General features: G+C 65.4%; 22 protein-coding genes. 12 read left to right on the top strand and 10 right to left on the bottom strand.

All coding sequences use genetic code 11. From position 1 onward, the window contains the following. Window positions 1-48: 48 nt before the first annotated feature. Window positions 49-1,338, top strand: coding sequence for an MFS transporter (locus KI243_RS11610; RefSeq protein WP_212810844.1), 1,290 nt, complete (start codon window positions 49-51; stop codon window positions 1,336-1,338). Between the two features lie 16 nt (window positions 1,339-1,354). Here the strand turns inward: KI243_RS11610 and KI243_RS11605 are convergent, their stop codons facing one another. Next, the gene (locus KI243_RS11605; protein ID WP_017128803.1) at window positions 1,355-2,269 is read right to left on the bottom strand and encodes a LysR family transcriptional regulator; all 915 of its coding nucleotides are present in this window, start codon (window positions 2,267-2,269) and stop codon (window positions 1,355-1,357) included. A 114-nt stretch (window positions 2,270-2,383) separates the two neighbouring features. On the opposite strand from KI243_RS11605, the gene KI243_RS11600 reads away from it, so the two are divergent. The 3 genes from KI243_RS11600 to KI243_RS11590 all read left to right on the top strand — a co-directional run bounded on the left by KI243_RS11600 (window position 2,384) and on the right by KI243_RS11590 (window position 6,171). Beyond that, the gene (locus tag KI243_RS11600; protein ID WP_178992378.1) at window positions 2,384-3,658 is read left to right on the top strand and encodes a serine hydrolase domain-containing protein; all 1,275 of its coding nucleotides are present in this window, start codon (window positions 2,384-2,386) and stop codon (window positions 3,656-3,658) included. Window positions 3,659-3,806: 148 nt separating this feature from the next. Further along, window positions 3,807-5,255, top strand: coding sequence for an aldehyde dehydrogenase family protein (locus KI243_RS11595; protein WP_042936682.1), 1,449 nt, complete (start codon window positions 3,807-3,809; stop codon window positions 5,253-5,255). Window positions 5,256-5,394: 139 nt separating this feature from the next. After that, complete coding sequence (locus KI243_RS11590) at window positions 5,395-6,171, top strand: DeoR/GlpR family DNA-binding transcription regulator (RefSeq protein WP_017128801.1); 777 nt, start codon at window positions 5,395-5,397, stop codon at window positions 6,169-6,171. Between the two features lie 57 nt (window positions 6,172-6,228). Here the strand turns inward: KI243_RS11590 and pdxA are convergent, their stop codons facing one another. The 5 genes from pdxA to KI243_RS11565 form a co-directional block, all read right to left on the bottom strand. Then, on the bottom strand, window positions 6,229-7,227 hold the full coding sequence (gene pdxA / locus KI243_RS11585; protein ID WP_017128800.1) for a 4-hydroxythreonine-4-phosphate dehydrogenase PdxA: 999 nt from the start codon (window positions 7,225-7,227) through the stop codon (window positions 6,229-6,231). Continuing rightward, window positions 7,224-8,504 (bottom strand): four-carbon acid sugar kinase family protein, encoded by a 1,281-nt coding sequence (locus KI243_RS11580; protein ID WP_212810843.1) that lies wholly within the window; start codon window positions 8,502-8,504, stop codon window positions 7,224-7,226. Before KI243_RS11580 ends, pdxA begins: the two co-directional genes overlap by 4 nt. Beyond that, a complete protein-coding gene (locus KI243_RS11575) occupies window positions 8,501-9,508 on the bottom strand; it encodes a 2-keto-3-deoxygluconate permease (RefSeq protein WP_017128798.1) in 1,008 nt (335 codons plus the stop codon). Before KI243_RS11575 ends, KI243_RS11580 begins: the two co-directional genes overlap by 4 nt. Before the next feature lie 183 nt (window positions 9,509-9,691). Beyond that, window positions 9,692-11,320: an NAD(P)/FAD-dependent oxidoreductase gene (locus KI243_RS11570; protein ID WP_212810842.1), complete on the bottom strand. Its 1,629-nt coding sequence runs from the start codon at window positions 11,318-11,320 to the stop codon at window positions 9,692-9,694. A 135-nt stretch (window positions 11,321-11,455) separates the two neighbouring features. Beyond that, window positions 11,456-13,348 (bottom strand): sigma 54-interacting transcriptional regulator, encoded by a 1,893-nt coding sequence (locus KI243_RS11565; RefSeq protein ID WP_103032872.1) that lies wholly within the window; start codon window positions 13,346-13,348, stop codon window positions 11,456-11,458. Between the two features lie 375 nt (window positions 13,349-13,723). On the opposite strand from KI243_RS11565, the gene KI243_RS11560 reads away from it, so the two are divergent. Together KI243_RS11560 and KI243_RS11555 are read left to right on the top strand one after the other, a co-directional pair. Beyond that, entirely contained in the window at window positions 13,724-14,173 is a 450-nt protein-coding gene (locus KI243_RS11560; protein ID WP_017128795.1) for a hypothetical protein, read from the top strand. A gap of 17 nt (window positions 14,174-14,190) precedes the next feature. Then, window positions 14,191-14,823 (top strand): NAD-dependent epimerase/dehydratase family protein, encoded by a 633-nt coding sequence (locus tag KI243_RS11555; RefSeq protein WP_017128794.1) that lies wholly within the window; start codon window positions 14,191-14,193, stop codon window positions 14,821-14,823. Window positions 14,824-14,856: 33 nt separating this feature from the next. On the opposite strand, the gene KI243_RS11550 is transcribed toward KI243_RS11555, so the two are convergent. From KI243_RS11550 to KI243_RS11535, 4 genes are all read right to left on the bottom strand, one after another. Beyond that, window positions 14,857-15,750 (bottom strand): polysaccharide deacetylase family protein, encoded by an 894-nt coding sequence (locus tag KI243_RS11550; protein WP_017128793.1) that lies wholly within the window; start codon window positions 15,748-15,750, stop codon window positions 14,857-14,859. Window positions 15,751-15,830: 80 nt separating this feature from the next. After that, window positions 15,831-16,949, bottom strand: coding sequence for a substrate-binding domain-containing protein (locus KI243_RS11545; protein ID WP_017128792.1), 1,119 nt, complete (start codon window positions 16,947-16,949; stop codon window positions 15,831-15,833). Window positions 16,950-17,000: 51 nt separating this feature from the next. Continuing rightward, the gene (locus KI243_RS11540; protein ID WP_017128791.1) at window positions 17,001-18,080 is read right to left on the bottom strand and encodes an ABC transporter permease; all 1,080 of its coding nucleotides are present in this window, start codon (window positions 18,078-18,080) and stop codon (window positions 17,001-17,003) included. A 9-nt stretch (window positions 18,081-18,089) separates the two neighbouring features. Beyond that, window positions 18,090-19,649, bottom strand: a complete 1,560-nt coding sequence (locus tag KI243_RS11535) for a sugar ABC transporter ATP-binding protein (protein ID WP_212810841.1) — start codon at window positions 19,647-19,649, stop codon at window positions 18,090-18,092. Between the two features lie 169 nt (window positions 19,650-19,818). On the opposite strand from KI243_RS11535, the gene KI243_RS11530 reads away from it, so the two are divergent. The 6 genes from KI243_RS11530 (at window position 19,819) to KI243_RS11505 (ending at window position 25,174) form a co-directional block, all read left to right on the top strand. Then, window positions 19,819-20,664, top strand: a complete 846-nt coding sequence (locus KI243_RS11530; protein ID WP_103032873.1) for a helix-turn-helix domain-containing protein — start codon at window positions 19,819-19,821, stop codon at window positions 20,662-20,664. A 272-nt stretch (window positions 20,665-20,936) separates the two neighbouring features. Beyond that, on the top strand, window positions 20,937-21,419 hold the full coding sequence (locus tag KI243_RS11525) for an MSMEG_0572/Sll0783 family nitrogen starvation response protein (protein ID WP_017128788.1): 483 nt from the start codon (window positions 20,937-20,939) through the stop codon (window positions 21,417-21,419). Window positions 21,420-21,527: 108 nt separating this feature from the next. Further along, window positions 21,528-22,484, top strand: a complete 957-nt coding sequence (locus tag KI243_RS11520; protein WP_017128787.1) for a Nit6803 family nitrilase — start codon at window positions 21,528-21,530, stop codon at window positions 22,482-22,484. Next, window positions 22,477-23,577 carry an MSMEG_0568 family radical SAM protein gene (locus KI243_RS11515; protein WP_177109264.1) on the top strand — a complete coding sequence of 367 codons (1,101 nt, stop codon included), beginning with the start codon at window positions 22,477-22,479 and terminating at the stop codon, window positions 23,575-23,577. Before KI243_RS11520 ends, KI243_RS11515 begins: the two co-directional genes overlap by 8 nt. Before the next feature lie 15 nt (window positions 23,578-23,592). Further along, window positions 23,593-24,153 (top strand): MSMEG_0567/Sll0786 family nitrogen starvation N-acetyltransferase, encoded by a 561-nt coding sequence (locus tag KI243_RS11510; protein ID WP_177109265.1) that lies wholly within the window; start codon window positions 23,593-23,595, stop codon window positions 24,151-24,153. Beyond that, window positions 24,146-25,174, top strand: a complete 1,029-nt coding sequence (locus tag KI243_RS11505; protein WP_212810840.1) for a sll0787 family AIR synthase-like protein — start codon at window positions 24,146-24,148, stop codon at window positions 25,172-25,174. The genes KI243_RS11510 and KI243_RS11505 overlap by 8 nt, the downstream gene beginning before the upstream one ends. Window position 25,175 lies beyond the last annotated feature (1 nt).

Raw genomic sequence — 25,175 nt, 5'->3', positions numbered from 1 at the left:
TTCCCCGGCCACGGGCATGCCTCATCCTCGAATCTGGAAATCCGAACCATGAACAACCACAAGACTGCATGGGACTCGCGTTACGAATGGCAGGCCGTCCTGCTCCTGGCCTTCGGTTTCGGCCTGGTGGGACTGGACCGTTTCATCATCCTGCCGCTGTTCCCCGCGATCATGAAGGACCTGGCCCTGGACTATCAGGACCTGGGCAATATCTCGGCGGTGCTGGCCCTGGCCTGGGCGCTGTCCTCGATCCTGATCGGACGCATCTCGGACACCTTCGGCAGACGCAAGGTGCTGATCCCCTCGCTCATCGTTTTCTCACTGCTGGCCGGCGTGTCGGGCCTGGCGACGGGCATCGCCTCGTTGCTGCTGATCCGGGCGATCATGGGCGTTGCCGAAGGGGCATTCACCACCACCTCGATCGCCACCAACGCCGAGGTCTCCCATCCGTTGCGCCGGGGGCGAAACATGGGCATCCAGCTGGGCTTCTTTCCCCTGCTCGGGCTGGGACTGGCGCCGATCATCGCCACGCAATTGCTCACCGTGGTGCCGTCCTGGCGCTGGGTCTTTGCCATCGTCGCGCTGCCGGGTTTCGTCCTGGCCTGGCTGATCTACCGCAACCTGAAGGAAACCCGTCCCCAGGCCGCCAAGGTCGCGACGACCGCCGCCCAACCCGTCGAAAAACACCGCTGGCTGACCGTCCTGCGCCACCGCAACATGCCGCTGAATATCATCTGCATGTGCTGCGCGCTGACCTGCCTGTTTGTCGTCAGTGTGATGACCGCCAACTACCTGACCGACTACCTGCACCTGAGCCTCGCGCAGATGGGGTTCGTCATGTCCGCCATCGGCTTCGGCGGCTTCGCCGGGGACATGATCATGCCCTCGCTGTCGGATCGCCTGGGGCGCAAGCCGGTGTTGCTGCTGTCGTTCGTGGCCACCGCGTTGTCGCTGTGGCTGCTGATCCACACCGGGGCCGAACCGCTGCAGTTGTTCGGCCTGTTGTTCATGACCACCTTCTTCAACTTCAGCATGATTTGCGTGATCAACGGACCGCTGACCAGCGAGTCGGTGTCGCCGGCGCAGATCGCCACCGCGACCGGGCTGGTGGTCGGTGCCGCGGAGTTGTTCGGCGGGGCGGTCGCGCCGGCACTGGCGGGTTTCATCGCGCAGCACTACGGCATCGAGAAAACCCTGTTGCTGGCACTGGGCAGCCTGGGAATTGGCCTGCTGGCCGGCCTGTTCCTGCGCGAGACCAAGCCGGGCAAACGTCGATCGACGCCGGCCCGGGCGTTCCCGGCTGCCGGCCTGGACGCGGCCGAGAGCAAGCCTGACTGATCCCCGTCGAACGACCTCAGGGAAGCGCCCACGGTGCCTGCGGGTTGAACGCCTCGACAAGGAAGTCGATCATCACCCGGACCTTCGCCGGTGGCGTACGGTCGGACGAACGCACCAGGTGAATCCCGCCCAGGTCGGCCGGGGGGGCGTCCAGCGTGACAGGCTCCAGTTCTCCCCGGCGGATGGCGTCCGTGACGATGAACTCCGGCTCGTACAGCACCCCCAGGCCGGCGGTGGCGGCGGCCACCAGGGCGTCGCCGTTGTTGGTGCGCAGGCTGCCCTTGACCGCCACCCGCCTGTCAGCCTCCTTGCCGAATCGCCACTCATCAGGACGGGACAGGCCCGACAAGGTAAAACTCAGGCAATTGTGCGTGTGCAATTGCGCCCAGCGCGCGGGCCGTCCATGGCGATCCCAGTAGGCCGGCGCGGCACAGACGACCATGGCGCTGTCGGCCAGCTTGCGCGACACCAGGCGGCTGTCTTTGAGCACCCCGACGCGGATCGTCAGGTCCCAGCCCTCCTCCATCAGATCCACTACGCGGTCATTGAGCCCCAGGTCCACGGTAACGCCCGGGTGCTGGCGATAAAACTCCGGCAACAACGGCGCCACGAAGCGCACACCGAAAGACAGTGGCGTATTGAGTCGCAACAACCCGGTCGCCTCCACCCGCTGCGACGCGATCGCCGCCTCCACGTCCTCGAGGTCGGGCAGCAGGCGACCGCAGGCGTCCAGGTACTGCTGGCCCGCCTCGGTCAGGGTGAGTTTTCGCGTACTGCGATGAAACAGCCGCACACCCAGACGCCTCTCCAGCGCGTCCACATGTTTGGTCGCCATCGCCGGCGATACCCCCATCTGCCGGGCACCGGCCGACAGGCTGCCGAGGTGCGCGGCCTGGGAGAAAATCTGCATGCCGGTAATACGATCAAGCATTTTATTTCTCACTCCGGATAAAAACTGAATCACCAAACCAACGAGTTATCACCCTTACAGTAAATATATAGAGTGACGCGCAACCACACCACTCTGTTTGAGACAGGAATCCGCATGGACTCCAAGACACACCAGAACGCACCGGCCTCCCAGGGTCTGTCACGTCGCCAGTTACTCGTCAGCGCCTCCGTGGGCGGCCTCGGTGCCGCCCTCGCCGGGTCCCTTTCCACGGCCCTGGCGGCGACACCCCGGCCGACGTGGGACCGGGCCCGGGCGATGGACGCGGTTATCCTCGACGCGGTGAACCGCGGCCGGATTGTCGGGGCGACGGTCATCGCCGCCAAAGACGGGGAAATCGTCTACCAGCGCGCGGCCGGTTTTGCCGACCGGGAACAGCGCCGGCCCATGCAAGAGGAAGAAGTCTGTCGCCTGGCCTCGATGACCAAGCCCATCGTCGGCGTGACGGCCCTGGCCCTGGTCGACCAGGGCCGGCTCGGCCTGGATGATCCGCTGACCCGTTGGCTCCCCGACTTTCGGCCCAAGCTCGCGGACGGACGCGAGCCGCCGATCACCGTGCGCCATCTGCTGACCCATACGGCAGGCCTGTCCTACGGTTTTCTCGAAGCACCGGACGGCCCCTACCATCGGCTCGGGATCTCCGACGGACTGGACGTCCGCGGTCTGACCCTGGCAGAGAATCTGCGCCGCATTGCCTCGGCCCCCTTGCTGTTCGAGCCGGGAACCGCCTGGCACTACTCGGTGGCCATCGATGTACTCGGCGCGGTTATCGAGCGCGTCACCGGCATGACATTGCCCGAGGCGGTCGCCCAGATCGTGACCACGCCGCTGGGCATTGCCAGTCTCCGTTTCGTCGCCGCGCCCGGCACCGTACTGGCAACCCCCTATGGTGATGCGCTGCCTCGCCCCGAAGCCATGAGCGAGCCCTTTTCCCTGCCCTTCGGCCCCGGTGCGATTGTCTATTCGCCCAGCCGGGCCTTCGATGCCGGCGCCTTCGCTTCCGGCGGCGTCGGCATGGTCGGCACTGCCAGGGACTACCTGCGTTTCGTCGAAGCGATCCGCACCGGCGGTGCCGGGATCATCCGCCCGCAGACAATGGCGGCCATGACCGGCAACACCATCGGCGACCTGCCGGTGGCAGCCGCCGGCCCGGGTTTCGGCTGGGGCCTGGGGGTGGCGGTGCTGAAAGATCCGCTGGCGGCGAAATTGCCGCTCAATGCCGGCAGCTGGAACTGGGCCGGCGTCTACGGCACGAATTTCTGGGTCGACCCCGTGCAACGCCTGAGTGTCGTGACCCTGACCAATACCGCGGTCGCCGGCATGAGCGGCGACTTCCCGACCGCGCTGCGCCACGCCGCCTACCCGGGCTGAGCCGACGCCGCGATCCGGGCCCGCACCACCCGGCCGTCGAGCCGATCTGCCGACCCGACGCGCCTCCCGCCAGCCGACGCTCGCGGGATAGGGTGGGCGCCTCGTAACGCTCTTTTTCTCCCTCCTCAAACACTTCAAGGGTATTCAGATGACACAGCCAGCAAAGCACTGGATCAATGGCCAATGGATGGATAGCGGGCCACTGCGCGACAGCATCAACCCGGCCACCGGCACGGCCTTCGCCACATTCCATGATGGTGGCCTGGTCGAGGCGCAACAGGCCGTGGCCGCCGCTCGGCAGGTGTTTCTCGACAGCGACTGGAAGGTCGATGCCATGCGTCGCTCGACCGCCCTCAGTCACCTGGCCGATGCCTACGAGCAGCGCTCGCAGGAGATCATCGACTGCCTGGCCACGGAGAACGGCAAGCTGAAAATCGAGGCAGGTTTCGAGGCCATGCAGATCGTCCGTGCCCTGCGTTTTGCCGCCGGCCTGGCCCTGCACACGTTTGGCCGGGTGGCCGAACCGCGCCCCGGCACCCAGTCCATGGCGTTGCGCCAGGCCGTGGGCGTGGCAGGCCTGATCGTGCCGTGGAACTCCCCGGCCTTCCTGCTGATCCGCGCCCTCGCCCCGGCGCTGGCCGCCGGCTGTACGGCGGTCGTCAAGCTGCCGGCCCAGGCCGCGCAGAGTGCCTGGCTGTCGGCGCAGATACTGGCCAGCGTGCCGGAGATTCCCCGGGGTGCGATCAACATTTTTATCGAGAGCGGTGCCGAGGGCGCGAAGTTCCTGGTCGACAGCCCTGACGTACCGGTGATCAACTTTACCGGCAGCACCTCGACCGGCCGCCTGATCGCCGCGGCCGGTGCCGCGCATTTCAAGCGCATCGGCCTGGAACTGGGCGGCAAGACACCACACCTGGTATTCGACGATGCCGACCTGGAAGCGGCCGTGCCGGCCATCGTCGCCTCCTCGACCGTGTTTGCCGGTCAGTTCTGCGTGACCGGCAGCCGCATCCTGGTGCAGCGGGGTATCGCTCAGAAGCTCAAGGACCTGCTCGCGCAACGCCTCTCGGCCGTGCAGCCCGGCCCTGCGGCCGACCCGGCCAGCCAGATGGGCCCATTGATCGACCGCGAGGCAGCCGAACGGGTGGACCTGAAGGTCAGGGCCGCCCTCGAAGAGGGAGCGACGGCAATCGTGCGTGGCGGCCTGATCGGCCAGGGCCCCCTGGCCGGCGGCGCGTTCTACCGCCCGGCGCTGCTGGAGGTGCCGGCCGCGGGCCTGGCCATCTCGCGCGAGGAAGTCTTCGGTCCGGTGCAGACGCTGCAAGTGTTCGACAGCGAGGAGCAGGCAGTGGCCATGGCCAACGACAGCGAATACGGGCTCAGCGCCTGTATCTGGAGTCGCGATGTCAATCGGCCGATTCGCGTCGCCCGCCAGCTCGATGCCGGCCATATCTGCATCAATGACTGGGCCGGCATGCAGGTCGAGTTCGAGGAAGGCGGTTTCAAGAACAGCGGGCAAGGTCGTCTGGGCGGCCTGGCCTGCCTGGATGACTTCATGGAGTACAAACAGATCCTGCAGGTTTTCCGCCAGGGCTGAAGCGTCTCGGCAACCGGCCCGTGCGCATGCCTTTCGACAGCAGGCGCACGGGCCGGGCGGCCGGCCCCGAACGCAAAATAGATGAGTCACCGACAGACTGTCCTGTAATATCGGAACCCATCATTGAGCGAGATCTTTCATGAAGCCGGCCGAACGCCACCGTACTATTCTCGATATGGTTCGAACGCGCGACACCAACGTCGAAGAGTTGAGCGCAGCGCTGGGCGCCTCCGAAGCCACCGTGCGCCGTGACCTGACCCTGTTGGCCAGACAGCGCCTGCTGGTCCGCACCCATGGTGGCGCCACCGCGCTGATCGGCGTGCATGAACCGGAAGCTTCACTGGAAGAACGCAAGAGCGCTCGCCGCGACGAGAAGGACGCCATCGCCAAGGCCGCGGCGCTGCATATCCAGGATGGCGACACGATTTTCCTGGACAGCGGGACCAGTTGCGTCGCCCTGGCCATGCATCTGTATTCCCACCAGGACATCCACGTGGTGACGAACAACCTGCTGGTCGTCATGGCGCTGGCCAATGTCCCTGGCGCCAGGCTGACCCTGATTGGCGGTGAGCTTCGCGAATCCAGCATGAGCACGCTCGGCCCGCTGGCCGAACTGTCACTGAGCCGGCTCAGCGTGGACCGGGCATTCTTCGGTGCCGATGGTGTCGTGGCCGGATTCGGCCTGTGCGAAGCCAGTGCCCAGCAGGCCTACCTGAAAGAATGCGTCATCCGGCGCGCGGCCGAGGTGTTTGTCCTGGCCGACTCGGAGAAACTGGGCCGGGCGCGGCAACAGCACTGGACACCACTGGAGCGGGAATGGCGGCTGATCACCTCATCGCGCGATGAAGTGGAACTCCAGCCGTTCCGGGAAATGGACATGGTCACGGTGGAGACCGTCGTGGCCAGCCACCCATAGCCTGGCAGCACCCCGGGGTGCCGCACGGCCTCATGCCGGGATAAGGTGCCGGGCGGCTTATCGCCGCGTCGCCAGCTCGGCTCCCTGGCGCAGCGCTTCGAGCAGGCTGCGTTCGTCTGCGATGCCCTTGCCGGCGATGTCGAACGCCGTGCCATGATCGACGGAAGTGCGCACCACTTCCAGGCCGACGGTCACGTTCACCCCCGCCTCCAGGCCCAGCACCTTGACCGGGCCATGTCCCTGGTCGTGGTACATCGCGACCACCAGGTCGAAGTCGCCCCGCCCGGCACGGAAGAACAGCGTGTCGGCCGGCAGCGGGCCGGTCACGTCGAAACCGCGCGCCTGCAACACCTGCACCGCCGGGATGATTTTCTCTTCTTCCTCGCCATAACCGAACAGGCCGTTCTCGCCGGCATGGGGGTTGATACCACAGACACCGATACGTGGCCTGGCGATGCCGGCCTTGATCAGCGTTGCGTTGCCGCGCTCGATGGTCCGTTGCACCAGGCCCGGCTCGATCTTGCGGATCGCATCGATGATGCCGATATGGGTGGTCACGTGGATCACCCGCAGTTGCGGCGCGACCAGCATCATCGACACCTCGTCGACGTGGGTCAGGTGGGCGAGCAATTCGGTATGGCCGGGGTATTTGTGACCGCCGGCATGCAGCGCTTCCTTGTTCAACGGCGCGGTGCAGATGGCGTCGATCTGCCTGGCCTGCGCCAGTTCGACGGCACGGGCGATGTATTGATAGGCCGCATCGCCGGCGACCGCCGACAACTGCCCGAACGGCAGGTCTTCGGGAATCAGGTCCAGGTCGATGCAATCAATGGTGCCCGGCTGGTACAGGGCTTCGCTGGCGTCCTTGATACGTCGGACCCTGGCACTGCCGTTGACGATCCGATTGGCCTGTTCCAGGCGGCGGGCATCACCGATCACCAGCGGTCGGCATTGCTGGTAGACGATGTCATGGGTCAGGCTCTTGACGATGATTTCCGGCCCGACGCCCGCGGCGTCGCCCATGGTAAGACCGATAACGGGAAGATAGTTGCTCATAAGACTGACCTTGATCCTTTCAATGCATGAAGTGGAGCGCCGGACCCGCTGTCCGCGCTCAAATGAAGCCAGGCGGCATACAGCGCCTGTTCGCTGCCGAAGGCCCCGGCCTTGGTGACGATGCCCGGGCGATGGCCGTGTTCCATGCCAAGGGGGCGGCCCACGGCGACCCCGGCTTCGATTTCCGTGACCAGTTCGAGGCTCTCGATGCCGACGGCCATGAGCATCGCGCGGGCGGTTTCCCCGCCCGTCGCCACCAGCCCGGAGACCTGGGCAAAGCCGGGTTTGACCATGGCCGCCAGCATGTTCGACAAGTGCGCGCCTTCGGCCGGGTCGAACGCTTCGTCGCGTCCGATGCGCAGCAGCAGGTCCTCGCCACCGCCAAGGTGCCGGGCGATACGCGTGGCCCATGTGGACCACGCGTCGGACGCCGGGCCCGGGCGCAGTACGGCGGACGGCACGATCAGCTCGGCTATCGCGCTGCGGGCCTTGAGCACCGCGCATTGGCGCTCGGAAACAGCCGACAGGCTGCCGACCATGACCAGCACCGGCCCCGTGCCGTTGCGCAAGGTCGCCGCGGCTGGCGTCGAGGCTTGCAGCAGCTCGGGCAGATGGGTGATCTCACGGGCCAGGCCTCCGGAGCCGACCCAGAAAAATGGTGGTTCCAGGTGCAGGGTCACGTCGGCAAGGATGCGCAGGTCGTCGCTGGTTTCGGCATCGACGATCAGCGCCTGGATGCCCTGGCGCCTGAGTTCATGCAGATGCCGGACGAGCTGTGCCGGCTGGCCACGCAACCGCTCGATTCCCACCCGGGCGGTACTCAGCCCGGCGGCCACGAGCATGCCGTCGACATCCGCCGGGCGACCGGCATTTTCCAGTTGCCAGGTGTCCGTGTTTTCCAGGGGAACACCGTTGACCAGTACGCGGCCATCGCGCAGCGTGCGCCCCGTGGCCGGAAATGCCGGGGCGACGATTGCCAGGCCGGCCCGTCGCTGCAGCGCCGCGACCTCGGCCGCCCAGTTGCCGCGCAAGGTCGAATCGATTTTCTTGTACAGCCGTTGCCCCGGTCGGATCAGCGCCTGGTACGCGGCGCTGGCGCACTCGGCCGCCTCCCCGGCCGGCAGGCGACGCGAGTCGGTGTCCACCGCGATGACCTGGGCATCGCCCGTGACTTGTGCCGGATTCAGCGCCACCACCGTTCGCAGGCCCGCGCAGACAAAGCCGATGGCACAGTCGGCGGCCCCCGACAGGTCGTCGGCGATGATCAGCATGCTCATCGTGGGGCTCCCTGCCCGTCCGTTGCCTGGGGCCGGGTTTCATCGGCCGTTCGGCCCTTGACCCGCTTGGCGATGGCGGAGACCAGCACCGGCGAGACGATCGCCGTCACCACGACACAGGACGCCACCAGCAAGGTCGCGCTGGCGGCCGCCTGTTCGTAGACCGGATTCGCCGCGGCGATCAGCGCCGGCACCGCCGCGGCATTGCCGGCCGTGTTCGCCGCCGCCGCCCCTGCCACGCCGGTGCCGCCCGACAGACGATCGGCGAAGTACAGCGGGATGCCGGTGACCACGACCACCGCGATGCCCAGGGCGATACCGAGCAACCCGGCTTGCCAGACTTTATGCAGGTCCAGGGTCGCGCCCAGGGCCAGGGCGAAGAACGGAATCATCACCGGCACGGCCCTGGCGAGAAAGTCGCGCATTTCGCGGTCAAGGTTGCCCAGCAACATGCCCAGCAGCAGCGGCAGGATCGCGCCCACCAGGGTGGGCCAGGGGAAGGCCGACAAGCCGGCGACACCGAGCGTCACCATGGTCAGGAACGGACCGGACTCCAGCGACATCACCGAGTACGCACCGACGTCTTCGGAGCGCCCATACTGCCCCATCAGGGCCATGTACAAGCCACCGTTGGTATCGTTCATGGCCGCCACGACCGCCAGGGTCGAGAGTCCGGCAAACAATCCGGAGGTGATCGGCTGCTCACCGAGGAAATGCCCCATCACGATGCCGATGAGCATGGCGGTGCCGACCTTGGTGCCGAACAGCACGCCGCCTTTTTTCAGCAGGTAGGGCGTGGCCTTGACGTCGATGCTCGCGCCCATGCAGACATAGAACACCGCCAGGATCGGCAGGGCCCCGGTAAACATCGCATTGGTAAAGGAACCGAAGAACTTCGGCATGTCGGGCAGGAACGTGGCGACAAGGGAGCCGATGAGCAGGGGGACAATCATCATGCCGCCCGGAACGCGTTCGATCGACCGCTTGATGGGAAACTGGGCCATGCGGGTACTCCTTATTTTTATAGGGGCGCTGCTGAGCAAGCCTGACCGAATCAGTCATCATCGTGATTAATTCAGTCACAATCACGGTATGACAAAGCCCCGATATGCGCAAGAAATCATTTTTATGATCACTTCAATCATTTCCAGGGCTTCATATTCGAAAAACTGCTCAGCAACGGCCGCTCAGGAGACCGCGGGCGTGCCGACGACCTCCTTCAGGCTGCGGCCCTGGTCCTGCAAGACCGCTTGCGCCGTGTTGCGTCCCGGCAGACCACTGATCGATCCGCCGGGTGCCGTGCAGGCACCGGTCTGATAGAGACCGGGGATACCCAGGCGACAGGGGGCGAAGTTGCCCCCGCGATTGTCGAAATGATGCGCGCCGCCACGCCACATGGCAGGGTTGATCCGCTCGATGTCCAGGGGGCTGAGCAGGAAGCTGCCGAGCAGTTTGTCCTTGCTCAGGTTGGTCGTGTAGCGCAGGTAGCGCGTCAGCAGCGTATCGGCGACCTGATCCTTGATATCGTCCCAGTGCTGCGCCCCGCCCTTGAGGGCGTAGGGCATGCACCCTTCGATTTTCAGCAACCCCCGCCCGGCCGGCACCCGCGTCGGATCGAAGACCGAGGGATGACAGACCTGCAGCGGATAATCGGCAATGTTCAGCTCGCCATGGGCGTCGTCCGGAGTCAGTGTGAAGATACTCGCGGGGTCTTCCATCAGCGCGGCTTCACAGCTGGCAATGGTCCCGCCGGAGGCCAGCGCATAGGCAGGCTCCTCGGTGAAGGCGAAGTGAAACTGGAACATGGCCAGTTCCGGTTGCATGAGGTCGATGCCGTCGAGCACGGCATCGCCAAACAGTTCGCGCGGAGCCATGTCGATCAGGTGCTTGACGTGGATACTGGACACCACCCCCTTGTCGGCCCGGTACTGCGTGCCGTCGGCGCACTCGACGCCCTTGCACGCGCCCTGCTCGATGACCAGTTGGACAATCGACTTGCGGGTGAGAATGACCCCGCCGTGGGCTTCGATAAAGCGGCCCAGCGCCACGCTCAACATTCCCGAACCACCCTTGGGGATCGGCCGGCCCCTGAGATGATCGAGCATCGAGAACGCCTGCCTGCCGGTGCCGTAGTCGCTGCCCATCGGCCCGAAGAAACGACCGCCGGACAGGGCCGCCGCCTGCATATGGGGACTTTCCCAGACGGCCCGGGCGGCCGCGAACCCGGTCATTTCGCCGAGCCGGCGCAGGTACAGACCGTCACGGGAAGCCGCCGCCGCTTCCGCCGGCATCGCGGCCAGTCCCGCCCGTACCGCTGCCGCGCGCCGGAAGGTCCGGGCATCCTTGCGGGACACCTGCTCGATGGTCGCGGCGGTGCGCTCGACGTCATTGCGAAACACGGTGAAGGACGCGCCATCGAGAAACGGATAGTGCAGCACCACATCCGGATACAGCAGTTCATAGCCGTATTGCGCCAGGTCCAGTTCCCGGTCGCGGATCAGCGGGTTGCCGAGGATCGCGCCATGGGCGCTGGAGCACAGGTCTTCCCTGAACCCCGGCAGCAGCGGTTCAGTGGTCTTGCAGCCGCCGCCGATGAGCGCGTCTCCTTCGAGTACCAGGACCCGGTAGCCTGCCTTGGCGAGATAGGCGGCGCAGATCAGGCCGTTATGACCCGCGCCGGCTACCACATAGTCAAAGTGCCTGGGTGCCGACGGGGTGTCGCCGGCGATGGCGGCGGCGCCGTGCATGAGTCCGGCGGCCAGCACCGGCATGGCCGCCGCAGCTTTGAGGAAGTCTCGACGAACGATTGGCGGCATGTCCTGCTCCTGGGATCGCGATTTCGCTGTGACACTAGCGACAATCCCCCGGAGCCATTAGAGGCCGGTGACGAAATTCACTTCACACCCGGAGCAGGGAATACCGGTGGTCCGGAGCCTGTCACCGGACCAGGCCTAGGCAATGCCCAGCTTCTTCAGGCGCGAGGCCAGCGTGGTTGGCTTGATCCCCAGCAGCTCGGCCGCACCATCCTTGCCGAACAGCTTGCCACCGCAGGCGGCCAGCGCCGCGCACAGGTTGTCGCGCTCCAGGGTACGCAACTGCTGCTCGGTCATGATGGGCCGCAGGTGTTCTGACGCCGGTGCCTGACCGGACACCGCCGCGCCGGGCAGGTCGATATTCAACTCGGCGCCGGTGGCGGTGATCAGCGCCCGCTCGATCACGTTCTGCAGCTCGCGGATATTGCCTGGCCAGTCATAGGCCTGCAGGCGGGCCATGTCGCCCTTGCTCAGGCGTCGCCCGGACATGTTCAGCCGCGTCCCGATCAGCTGGAGAAAATGCGAGGCCAGCAAGGGAATATCGGAACGGCGCTCCCGCAGGCTTGGCGAATGGACGGGAAACACGTTCAGCCGGAAAAACAGGTCTTCGCGAAAACGCCGGGCCTGCACTTCAACCCGCAGATCGCGATTGGTCGCGGCAATGATGCGCACATCCACACTACGGGTGCGCTCTTCCCCTACCCGCTCGAATTGCCCTTCCTGCAGCACGCGCAGCAGCTTGCTCTGCAGCTCCAGGGGAATCTCGCCGATTTCGTCGAGAAACAGGGTGCCGCCATCGGCCAGCTCGAAGCGTCCGACCCGGTCGCGCACCGCCCCGGTGAAGGCGCCGCGCAGGTGGCCGAAGAACTCGCTCTCGAACAGTTCGGCCGGAATCGCCGCGCAGTTGACCCGGATCAGCGGCTGCTCGCGGCGCCGGCTGGCCTGGTGAATGGCGCGGGCGATCAGCTCCTTGCCGGTGCCGGACTCGCCGTGGATCAGCACGTTGGCATCGGTGGGGCCGACCACATCGATCTGCCGGACGATCTTCAGGATCGGCTCGCTCTGGCCGACGATATCCCGGTAGTTGTGCTCGATATGGATTTCTTCCTGCAGGTAGGCGTTCTGTTCCTCGAGTCGCTGCTTCAATGCCTGCAGTTCGGCCAGGGCGTTCTGCAGTTGCAATTCGGTGGTACGACGCTCGGTGATATCGCGAAACACCACCACCGCGCCGACGATCCGACTGTCGCTGATCACCGGCGTGCTGGTGAACTCCACCGCGAAGGAGGTGCCGTCGCGCCGCCAGAACACCTCCTGACGCCCCTCGTGCACCAGGCCGTCGTGCACCGCCTTGTAGATCGGGCAGTCTTCGACCGGGTAGTGACTGCCATCGGCGTGGGTGTGGTGGTGGATGCGGTGGATGTTCTTGCCGATCATCTCCTCCGGGGCCCACCCCAGCATGCGCGCGCCGGCCGGATTGACGAAGGTGGCGAGCCCTTCGCTGTCGATGCTGTAGATACCGTCCCCCACCGAACTGAGCAGCAGTTGCTTGTCACGCTCGGTTTCCTGGAACAGGTTCATGATATTGCGCCATTCGATCAGGCCGCCGCGCATGGTGCGTTCGGTATCGGCCTGGTCGCGATGGTAGCGCTGCCGGCTTTGCTCGCGCAGCACCAGGATCAGTTGCGGCTGGCCCTTGACCTGGAGAACGGTGGCGGAGACTTCCAGTTCGATGCGCTCGCCGCTCTTGCAGTTGCAACTGAGCCCGTCGGTCCAGCCCCGGCCCTTGTCCATCACCGCCTGGGTAAAGACGATCAGGTCCGCCAGTTGATGGCCGAACAGCTTGCTGACCGGCAGTTCCAGCAGTTCCTGGCGGGGATAGCCGAGCAATTGGCAGGTGGCGATGTTCAGGTCGCCGAAACGGTCGCCATAGGGATTGAGCAGGGCAATGGCTTCGGCGCAGTGCTCGAACACCATGTGTCGGGAGGAATAGGCCAGGTCGGCCCAGCCAGCCAGGAAGTCAGTGTCGCTCATGCCTACGAAATCCCGTGACTGCCAGTGTCGGACAAAGCCAGTTATACGGAATTTCGTAGCGCCCCGATAGGATCAGTTGGCGTTGAAAAACACGCATCAGAAAAGCCGATCGCCCCGTCGTCCCCCTTGAGCCCGATAGTTGAGGAAAATGGAATTATGTTGTCGGTTTCGCGGTAATTATCTCTGCGAAAAAACAATCCACCATGGCCTCCGTTCGCCCACCGCGCCAGGAAACACGCCATGCGCCCTCGACCGTCAACCATCCCCGCAGCCCTGCGCAGGTGCCTGGGGATCGCCACCTTCGGGCTGTTCGCGGCGATCACCCTCACGGCGTGCGCAACCCCATCGAAACCCGACGCCACGCAGGAAATAAGCATGAAACCTTCCATCACGTATTTGCATCTGCTGCGGCACACGCCGTTCTTCACGGCGCTGTCGAGCGACCAGTTGCAGTGGGTGATCGATCATTCGCGAGAATGGGAAGCCGAAGAAGGTTCGGTCATTGCCAGCAGCGCTCAGGCCAACGCACCGGCAGCCGACTACTGGATCCTGCTCGATGGTGGATGGCGGGTGGAGTACGCCGGCCATTCGTTTCCCAGCGGGCACGCCGCCCCCGGCAAGTGGTTCAATCTGCGCGAAGCCCAGGGCGCCGACTGCGTCCTGAGCACCACCGAACACAGCTATGTGATGCGCATCACCGAGGCCGACATGCAGGTGATGCTGGAGAAAGGCTTCGCCTTCGGCCCCCACCTCGGCAGCGGTCATGCCTACTACGGCTCGATCTTTCACGACAACGTCCCGGCATCACGCCCCGTCGCGCGCTGAACACAGAGGCAATCACGATGAAGGTACTGATTCTCGGGGCAACGGGCCAGGTCGGCCGCCACGTGCTGGAGCAGGCGCTGGCCAATGAACGGATCGAACAGGTGATCGCCCCGACGCGCCGGGCGCTGGCGATGCACCCCAGGCTCCTCAACCCGGTGTCGGCCGATTTGCACCAGACCTTTGCCGACATCGCCGGGCTGTCGATCGACGCGATGATCTGCACGATGGGCACGACCATCGCCAAGGCCGGCTCGAAGGAAGCGTTCCGAGAGGTCGACTACGTGCTGCCGATCAAGTTTGCCGAATGGTCCCTGGCACTGGGTGCGAAGGCCTGCGCGATCATCTCTTCGCCCGGCGCCTCGCTGTCCATACCGCTCTACTATTGCCAGGTCAAAGGTGAGCTGGAACGCGATATCCAGGGCATCGGCCTGCGTTCGCTGACGATCATTCGCCCGGGCATGATTGGCGGCAGCCGCGAAGAGTTCCGCCCCGCCGAACGCCTGATAATGCCCCTGGCGGCCCTGCTTCGGCCGATACTGCCACGCGGCCTGTGGATCAACCCGCCGGCCAATATTGCCCGGGTGATGATCGAAGCCGTGTGCTCCGGGCTCCAGGGCGTTCACCTGCTGACGTCGCGGGACCTGGTGTGAAAAGGGGCTGCGTACCGGCAGCCCCCTGCCCTGTCAGGCGCTCAGCCCGAGCTTCCTGGCCCAGACATCGTACTCGTTGATATCGCGCACGGTGTCCGCGCTCGACGCCGCAAAGCGGGCGATTTCATCCTTGCGCATGAACACCACGCCCGGTTGCCTGAGTGCGTATTCGAGGAACCGTCCCAGCGAGCGCACCCGCGCCGGCCGGCCCGCGATGCGGTCATGGGTGCTGATCGACATCATCCGCCGACGGCTGCCGGCCTCTTCGTAAAGCTGGTCGAACTCGTCATGCAACTGGCGCTCGAAGGCGTCGACGCTGTACTGGTAGCCCTCGAACTGAATGATGTCGTTGAGGTTCATCGTATAGGGCACCACGACAAAATCCTTGCCCCGCACCGGAATCAGGAACGGCTCGTCGCGACTGACATCATCGATGTGGTACTCGAAGCCCAGGTCCTGCAACAGGTTGAGGGTATTGGGCGTGCCGCGCATGGCCGCGCCGTTGTAGCCGACCGGACGCACGCCAGTGGCCTTGATGATGCTGTCGATATTGTCGGCGATGAACTTGCGCTCATCCTCCAGCGACAGGTCGTACTGCGGGATCCAGTCACGCCCGTGGGCAGCCGCTTCGTGGCCGCGCTGGACGATTTCCTTCGCCACCTCAGGAGAACGGTCCACCGCACTGCCGACCATGTGCGAGGTGACCTTGATGGCGTACTTGTCCCAGAGGTCGAGCATCCGCTGGATACCCTCGCGGTAGCCGTACTTGTACCAGGACTGGGTGGGGAAGTCCGGATAGCCGTCCTTCATGCCGAACATGTTGCTGAACGGTCCCATCGCGCCGAAGGGGGCTTCGCCGCCCGCTTCGAACTGCATGGAAACCGATATCACGAGCCGGACACCTTCCGGCCAGAACGTCTTGGTCATGGTCTTGCCTCTTTCGGGGTGATGCGGGATGGAAAGCCCGGTCCACGCGGACCAGGCCGGGTCTGCATGAAGGGATAAGGTTATTGACCGGCCCAGATGCCGCGGTAGACATCCCGATAATGGTTGTCCGGGTCATACAGGTTGCGGGGACCGCCATCGGTGGCGATGTTGCCCGCCACGACCAGGTGCACGGGCGCACTGAAGCCGCTCGGCGACTGCCCGGCAAAAGCCCGGTTCAGCTCATCGACCGCTTGCCAGCCGTGCAGGGACACCGGCTCGGCGACCGTGGCGCTCTGGTATTGCCCAGTCCGGATGCGCTGGAAGGCGGTTTCGCTGCCGTTGCCGGCCGAGACCCCGAGCAATGGCCCGTCCGCGGCGTAGCCGGCCTGCTGCAACGCCGGCGCCATGAAGTCGAACGTCAGGTCGTTGATCGACAAGGCATAGGTCCATTTCGCCCCGAAACGCTGCAACAGCGTGGTGGTCAGTTGCGGCATGCGTGTCGCCGAATCGGCCAGGGGCGCGTCCTCGATTTTCAGCAACTGGCAACCCGAGCACTGCTTGACCAGCTCGGCCATGGCATTGGATTTGCTGATGGCGATCTCGTAGGTGGAGTCGGTGAAGATCACCACCCCGGCCTTGCCGTCGGACTGCGCGACGGCGTACATCACCGCCGCCTTGCCGACGTCGAGCGGGTCGGTCGCCAGGTTGGTGAACAGTCCCGCCGCCGGTGCGGGTCCCGGCCTGGACAGCGAATGCCAGCCCACCACGCGGATGCCCCGGCTGCTGGCATCCTTGATCAACTGCGCCTGCTCGTTGGCATCCACGCTGCCCAGCACAATGCCGTCGGGCTTGAGGGCAATGGCCTGGTTCAAGGCGGCCGAGCGCCCCGAGATGGAGCCCTGGCCGTCAATCGAGCGGAAGCTCCAGCCGATGGCCTTGGCCGCCTCCTGCACCGCCTGGCCGACACCGCGCGGGCCGCTGTCACGCTGGTCCGCGGAAACGAAGACGATGCTCTTGCCCGACTGCGCGGGCGCTCCGCTGGTGGGTCCGGTCCAGGGTTGGCCGGGTTGGGTGACGTCGCGGGTATACGCGCGCGCCTGTTCGAGAAAGGCATCCCCGGCATGGGCCGGCGCGGCCAGTGGCAAGCACACGGCCATCGCCGCGCAGAGGTGTAGGCGCTTCAGGTCGAGCATGTTCATGGTGTCCCCTTTTGTTGTTTTTGGATTGAGGTGCATCGCGGAAAGAGGGTTTCAGGTGGAGGCTGCCTTGCCCTGCGGATCGCCCGCTGCGCGGGCCGCGGTGGCCGGACGCTTGCGAGCCACGCTGCGCCGACGCTGGGCATAACCGGCAATGCCGATGGCCACCAGCAGGGTCATGCCGTTGAACAGCGGCTCGACATAGAACTCGCCACCCAGTTGCTGGATACCGGAGATGCCCACAGCGAGGATCACCACCCCGACCACCGTGCCCCAGACATTCACCCGCCCCGGCTTGATGGTGGTCGACCCGAGGAAGGCGCCGACCAGCGCCGGCAGCAGGAAGTCGAGCCCGACGCTGGCCTGGCCGATGCGCAGCTTGGCCGCCAGGATCACCCCGGCGAAGGCCGTCAATGCACCGGAGGCCACGAACGCGCCAATCACATAACGGCGGGTGGGAATACCGTTCAAGGTGGCGGCCCGGGAGTTGGCACCGATGGCGTACAGGTAGCGTCCGACCGGCAGGAAGTCGGCCGCGAGCCACAGCACCAGACTGATGACCAGCACGTACACCGCGACAATCGGCATGCCCCACAAATGGCTGGTGAACAGCGCCGTGAACGCGTCCGGCAAACTGCCGATGACCTGCCGTCCCTGGGTATGCCACATGGCAATGGCGTACAGCACGGTGCCGGTGCCCAGCGTGGCGATGAACGAGTCGATCTGGGCGATCTCCACCAGCAGGCCGTTCAGCAAGCCCAACAGCGCCCCCAGGACCAGGACGATGACCACGGCCGTGATCCAGTCGAGCCCGTAGACCGTCTGCAGGCTGATGGCGAGGATATGCCAGAGGACAATCCCGTAGCCCACCGTGAGATCGATGCGGCCGCTGGACATCGGGATCATCGCCGCCAGCGCGAGAATGGCGATGATCGCCTTGTCGCCGATGATCGAACGCAGGTTGAGCAGCGTCGGGAAGGTATCCGGCAACAGGATCGAGAACAGCGCGATCAACAGCAGGGTCAGGATCGGCAGGCCGAACACCGGCAGCAGGCGCAACAGGCGGGCGACCCCCGACAGTTCGGCCAGCTCTCGGCGGGTCGGTTCGAGCGCGTTGGATTTAAGCGATTGCATGGTGGAACCTCACGCGGTTTTGATTATTGTTGTGGGAGCGGGATCGGCGGCATCCAGGGAGGCGCAACGCAGCAGTGCATCGACGCTCAGTTGCGCCATCGGCAACTCGCGGGCGATGCGGCCATCGCGAAAGATCAGGGCGCGGTGGCAGATCTGCGCGGTTTCCTCGAAGTCCGAGGAGATCAGCAGCACGGCCATGCCGGTCCGGACCGCGTCACCGAGCAGGCGATAGATCTCCACCTTGGCGCCGATATCGACGCCGGCAGTGGGGTCTTCGAGCATCAGCACATGGGCACCGATGCGCAGCCAGCGGGCGATCACCACCTTCTGCTGGTTGCCGCCGGACAGCGTCTCGATCGGCGCCGAGGGATCATTCGGCGCCAGGGCCACACGACGCCCCAGCTCAAGGGCTTCACCGCCCTCGCTGGCCGGGGAGCGCGGCTTGAACCCGGTGCGGCCGCTGGCCAGGGGATTGAGGAAGAGGTTTTCACGGATACTCAGTCCGGGCGCGACGGACTCGCCGTAGCGATCACCGGCCACCAGGCAGACGCCACTGGCGATGGCGGCGGCAGGCGTCGACAGATTCACCCCGGCGCCGTTGAGCAGGACTTCGCCGCTGACGATCGCAGCCGCGCCGAACAGCGCCTTGCCCAACGAATCGTGCCCCGCCCCGCGCAAGCCCACCAGGCCGAGGATCTCGCCCCGGCGCACATCGAAATCCAGTGGTCCGGCCTCCTCCGTCACCAGCCCGCGGACGGTCAACACGGTCGGTGCCGCCCTGACCAGCTGCGGCCGGACAAACACCGAGTCGGGTTCGCGGCCGATGATGTGCCGGACCAGTTCGTCCGGGCGGGTCTGCCGGGTGGCCTGCTCGGCCACCTTGCGCCCGTCGCGCAGCACGACGATGCGATCCGAAAGCGCAAAGACTTCATCGAGCCGGTGCGACACGTAGATCATCGCCACACCCCGTGCCCGCAGGCCCTTGAGGACCTCATGGAGTCGCAGCACTTCATTTTCGGGAAGACTGGCGCTCGGCTCGTCCAGGACCATGACGTCGGCCTGGCTGGACAGTCCCCGGGCAATCGCCACCAGGGATTTTTCCGCCCGGCTCAGCTCGCCGACCCGCTGCCGCGGATCGATCTCGCCACCGACCAGCGCCAGCGCCTCACGGGCCCGGCGGGTGACCGACGACCAATGGATGAGCCCGGACTTTTTCGGATAGAACGTCGAGAGAGCGATGTTTTCGGCGACAGTCATCCAGTCGACCAGCCCCAGGTCCTGGTGCACGAAGGCAATGCGCTTGTGGTTGCCCGCAGGATCGAACGGCTCGCCGCGAAACAGCAGGCGTCCGCTGGACGGCAGGTGGACCCCGGCGAGAATCTTGATCAGGGTCGATTTCCCCGCGCCGTTCTCACCCAGCAGGGCGACGATCTCACCGGGGGCGATGGCGAAACTCACGTCCATCAGGGCGGGCACGCCGTTGAATTTTTTCCCGATCCCTTCGACGGTGAGGATGGCCGGGACAGCAGTCCCTGGCGTGGGGTTTTGCGGATGCAGCTCAGCTTGCATATCATCCTCCGTGGCCGTTTTTAGTTTTATGGCCATGTTATTTTTGTTTTCGGCTATTATCCGCCCCACAGGAATTGCCACCGACTGAAATCGGCCAATCAATCATCGAATATCGGCCACCCCTCAGGCACGGCTCGGTGTGCAGCGGCCCATCCACTGGAGTGAGGACATGAGTGACGCGGCGCAGTTATCGGTCTGGATCGAACCGGAGGATGACGTCCACAACCCTTTTCGCTGCGACGCCCCCACGCCCGAATGCGTGGAGCGCATCGAGCCGGGCCGGCTGACGGTCGGCTCGCGGGGCGACGGCAAGAACAAGATCCTCTGCGTGGAACGTGGCCGGGTAAAACTGGAAGGTCCCCATGGCCAGTGGCTGATCCTGCCGGCGCACATGGTGTTCATTCCCCATGACCGGCCCTACCGGATCCACGCCAGCGCCGATGCGGTGCTGGTGGTCATCCACCTGGGCGCGGAACATACCGTCTGGCAGCACGAAGGCTGCTGGGCCGCCTCGATCAGCAGCCTGGCCCGGGAGATGTTCGGCTATGCCTTGCGCTGGGGACGCACGCGGGACGCCGACGATGCCGTGGCCAACGGTTACCTCAACACCCTGGGCCTGCTCTGCAAGGACTGGTTCGAATGTTCGAGAATGATGTGGGTGCCCTATGGCGAGTCGCCGATCATCAAGCGCGCCGTCGCCTATACCCGCACACGCCTGGACACCGCGACCATCGAACTGGCGGCCGAAGCGGCCGGGACCTCGACGCGCACCCTGCGCCGGCATTTCCAGGAAGAACTGGGCATGAGCTGGCGCCGCTTCCTCCAGGAACTGCGCATGACCCGCGCCATCGAACTGCTCACGCGCAAGCAGATGTCGGTGACCCAGACCGCCCTGGAAGTCGGCTTCAACAGCGGTGCCGCCTTCACCCTGGCGTTTACCGCCTTCACCGGCAAGACGCCGAGCGCCTATGTGCGCGAGTTCCTGAGCAACGGTTCCATCATTCAACAGGCCTGACACTGCCGGGGCGTTGCCGACCCACGCCCGAGGGGTACGAACTCTCGTCGAACCCCACTACGAATAATCGTATTTCTACGTAATTACGTAGCCGTTTCGACCTGAAAATGTGTTCCACAAACCCGCCACGACCGAAAAATATTCATATTTTTCAATCAGATAAAAACAAACCGTCGGCACCACGCAAAACTGGCACGTCCTTCGCTCCATGCCTTGCAACGATCAGCCGCTCCCCGGCCATCGATAACAGCAACCATAACGGAGACGACACCATGCCAAACGTGGACATTGCCCATTACCAAGATGGCGACTTCCTGGTCAATTACGAAGAAAAGGTCTTCGAGGACGTCAAGGCCGAACCGGGTGCCAAGGCCCTGCTGACGTTCCACACCATCGCCTTCGAAGGGTCCATCGGCCTGGTCAACCTGTTGCAGGCCAAGCGCCTGCTGCGCAAGGGCTTCGAAACCAAGATCCTGCTCTACGGACCGGGCGTGCAACTGGGGGTGCAGCGCGGCTTCCCGACCCTCGGTGCCGAAGCCTTCCCCGGTCACCTGGCGGTGAATAACCAGATCAAGGCCTTCATGGCCGAAGGCGGTGAGGTCTACGCCTGCCGCTTCGCCCTGCAAGCCCTCTACGGCCAGACCGAAAAAGCCCTGATCGAAGGCATCCGCCCGATCAACCCGCTGGACGTGATGGACCTGCGCCTGCTGATGCGCCGCGAGGGCGCCATGATCATCGATACCTGGACCGCATAAGGCCGCCTGGAACCCGGTGGGCGTGCGATGGCGACCGTGAGCGCCATCGCCGGCACCGCCACGCTCAACGCCGCCCGACAGCCGACCACCCCGACAGGAACCCCTGACATGTCCACTATCCGCGCTGCCGCCGTCCAGTTCAGCCCTGTGCTGTATTCCCGTGAAGCCACGGTAGCCAAGCTCTGCAACACGCTCCTGGACCTGGGTCGCCAAGGCGTCCGGTTCGCGGTGTTCCCGGAAACCGTGGTGCCTTACTACCCCTATTTCTCCTTTGTCCAACCGCCCTTCGCGATGGGCAGGGAACACCTGCAACTGCTGGAACAATCGGTCACCGTGCCGTCCGATGCGACCCGGCAACTGGGCGAAGCCTGCCGCGAGGCCGGGATCGTCGCCTGCATCGGCATCAACGAACGCGATGGCGGCACGATCTACAACGCGCAGTTGCTGTTCGATGCCGACGGCACACTGATCCAGCATCGGCGCAAGATCACCCCCACCTACCACGAACGCATGGTCTGGGGCCAAGGCGACGGCTCTGGCCTGCGCGCCACCGACAGCGCCGTCGGCCGCATCGGCGCGCTGGCCTGCTGGGAGCATTACAACCCCCTGGCGCGCTATGCGTTGATGGCCGATGGCGAGCAGATTCACGCGGCGATGTTCCCCGGCTCCCTGGTCGGGCAGGTCTTCGCCGAACAGATCGAAGTCACCATCCGCCACCACGCCCTGGAGTCCGGGTGCTTCGTGGTCAATGCCACCGCATGGCTGGATGCCGAACAACAGGCGCGGATCATGGCCGACACCGGCTGCGCCCTGGAGCCCATTTCCGGCGGCTGCTTCACCGCCATCGTCTCGCCGGAAGGCAAGTTGCTGGGCGAGCCGCTGCGCAGCGGCGAAGGAGTGGTGATCGCCGATCTGGACTTCAACCTGATCGACAAGCGCAAGCGGATGATGGACGCGGTGGGTCACTACAGCCGCCCCGAGCTGCTGAGCTTGCTGATCGACCGGCGCCCCGCCGCGCACCTGCATGAGCGGCGCGAAAGCTTCGAGGGCCAGGCCCATGAATAGCCTGCTCGCCTCCTCGGCCGGCACGGACCTGCTGGCCGAACTGCAATGCCACGGTGTGCGCTGGCAAGGCGCCGACGGCCTGTCGCGCAAAGGCGGGGCCGGCCCTTCGGACCACAAGGCGCTGAGCCTGGGCGCCCACACCGCGATGGTGCCGATGCTCAACCGCGCCTCCCTGGACTCGCCCTACTCCGCCGTCCCCGATGCGGCCGGCCAGCAGGCACTGATCTTTCGCGAAGGCCTGCAGGTCGGCCAGGTGCAATTGCCGGGTGTGCCGAACTTCTACGCCCTGAGCACCGCAGACGGCACGCCCTACTGGAAGATTGCCACGCTGCACAGCAAAGACGTGCTGGCAACCACGATCCTGCAGCATTGCATCCGCCTGAACGAAGCCGCGACCGCCTGCCAGTTCTGCGCCATCGGCCAGTCCCTCGCCGCGGGCAAGACCATTGCCCGCAAGCGTCCGGCGCAACTGGCCGAAGTCGCCAGGGCCGCGGTGGAACTCGATGGCGTCAAGCACATGGTGATGACCACCGGCACGCCACAGACCGCCGACCGTGGCGCCGCCATTCTCTGCGAATCCGCAGCGGCCGTCAGGGCCGCGGTCGACCTGCCGATCCAGGCCCAGTGCGAACCGCCGGACGACGATGCCTGGTTCCAGCGCCTCAAGGACAGCGGCGTGGTCTCGCTGGGCATGCACCTGGAAGCGGTCACCGATGTCGTGCGCCGCCGCATCATGCCGGGCAAGGCCGAAGTGCCGCTGGAACGTTATTTCAGTGCCTTCGATGCCGCCGTCCAGGTGTTCGGCCGCGGCCAGGTCAGCACCTACATCCTCGCCGGCCTGGGCGACAGCGAAGACGCCATCGCGCAGATGAGCGAACGCCTGGCGAGCGCCGGCGTGTACCCCTTCGTCGTGCCTTTCGTGCCCATCGACGGCACACCGCTGGCCCATCACCCCAAGCCCGACAGCGCCTTCATGCAGCGGCTCTACCCGCGCATCGGCGCCAGCCTGCGCAGGCACGGCCTGCACTCGGACCAGATCAACGCCGGCTGTGCCAAGTGCGGTGCCTGCTCGGCCCTGAAACATCACGAGTAACCGGAGCCCCACGCCATGGCCGAACATGCCTTTGCCCTGATCGACAGCACCTTCAGAGACTTTCTCGCCGATGATCTGCTGGTCAAGCCCGCCGCCGAAACCTGGGAGCGCCAGGATTACTATGCGCTGCGCCGCGCGGTGTTCTGCGCCGAACAGCAACTGCTGGCCCAGGACAAGGATGACAAGGATTTCCAGGCCATTCCCATCGTGGCCGTGGCCCATCACTGCGGCATGCCCGAGCAGGTGGTCGGCGCCGTGCGCATCTACGAGAGCACGCCGGGAACCTGGTACGGCGGTCGCCTGTGTGTCGAACGGGCCTATCGTCGTCACGGCATGATCGGCAAGGCCCTGGTCAACGAGGCCGTGTCGCGCGCCATCGACCTCGGCTGCCGGACCTTCCTCGCCACCGTGCAGCAGGCCAACGAGAGCTACTTCCACAGCCTGCACTGGCAGACCCTGCAGCCCATGGAACTGCTGGGCCAACCGCACTGCCTGATGCAGGCCCGGCTGGAGTGTTATCCGTTCATGCCCCGGCAAGTCGCGCTGGTGCCCCGCAAGGTAATCCGGCATGACTGACCCGATACTGGCCTCGACCGCGCTGCAGGCCATGTTGCACAGGCTGCGCGATACCCCGGCGATGCGCGCCAAGCTGGCGATCCAGCATCCGGCGCGGGCACTGCCGGCACGCACTGCTGGCCACGACGATTGCTATGCATTGCCGGGCGACGATACGGCGGCGATTCGCTGCGGCGACCAGTACCAACTGCTGGCCATCGAGGGCATGATCCCGGCCTTTGTCGAGCAGGCGCCATGGTTCGCCGGCTGGTCGGCGGTGATGGCCAATGTCAGCGATATCACCGCCATGGGCGGGCGGGCCAGCGCCGTGGTCAACGCCTATTGGCACCATGACCGCCAAGCCGCCGACAGTGTCCTGACCGGCATTCGTGACGCCTGCCAGGCCTACGGCCTGATCCTCGCCGGCGGCCACACCAGTCAGGCGCCGGGCAATCCGGCGGCCCTGGCGGTGGCGATCAGCGGTTGGGCACGCAGCCTGCTGTCGACCCTGCACGTCGCGCCCGGCCAGGTCATCGCCATGGCCGTGGACCTCGACGGCAGCTGGCACGGCACTGCGCCCTACTGGAAAGCCTTTGAAAACGTACCCGCCGAACGCCTGCGGGAAAAACTCGAAGTCATCCCGCGCCTGGCCGAAGCCGGTCTCCTGCATGCCGCCAAGGACATCAGCAACGCCGGCATTCTTGGCACCCTGCTGATGCTGCTGGAGCCCACGACCCGCGGCGCGCGCATCGACCTCGACGCCCTGCCCCGGCCGGCCGATGCACCGCTGGAGCGCTGGCTGCAGGCCTTCCCCAGCTACGGTTTCCTGCTCACCCTGGAACGCCAGGACCTGCCCACCGTCGAGGCCGCCTTTGCCTTTGAAGGCATTCACTGTGCCTGCATCGGCGAGGTCGATGACAGCGCCCGGCTGCGGGTCGGCCAGGGTGATGCCTGCCACGAATTCTGGAACCTGGCCGAACAACCGTTCACCGGCTTCAGCCACCCCGGCTTTCAACTTTCAGCCGTCTCAAAGGAGCACTGAC

This window comes from Pseudomonas sp. Ost2 (genome assembly GCF_018326065.1).
GTDB classification, from domain to species: domain Bacteria; phylum Pseudomonadota; class Gammaproteobacteria; order Pseudomonadales; family Pseudomonadaceae; genus Aquipseudomonas; species Aquipseudomonas gingeri.
This window is presented reverse-complemented; position numbering and strand designations above follow the sequence as displayed.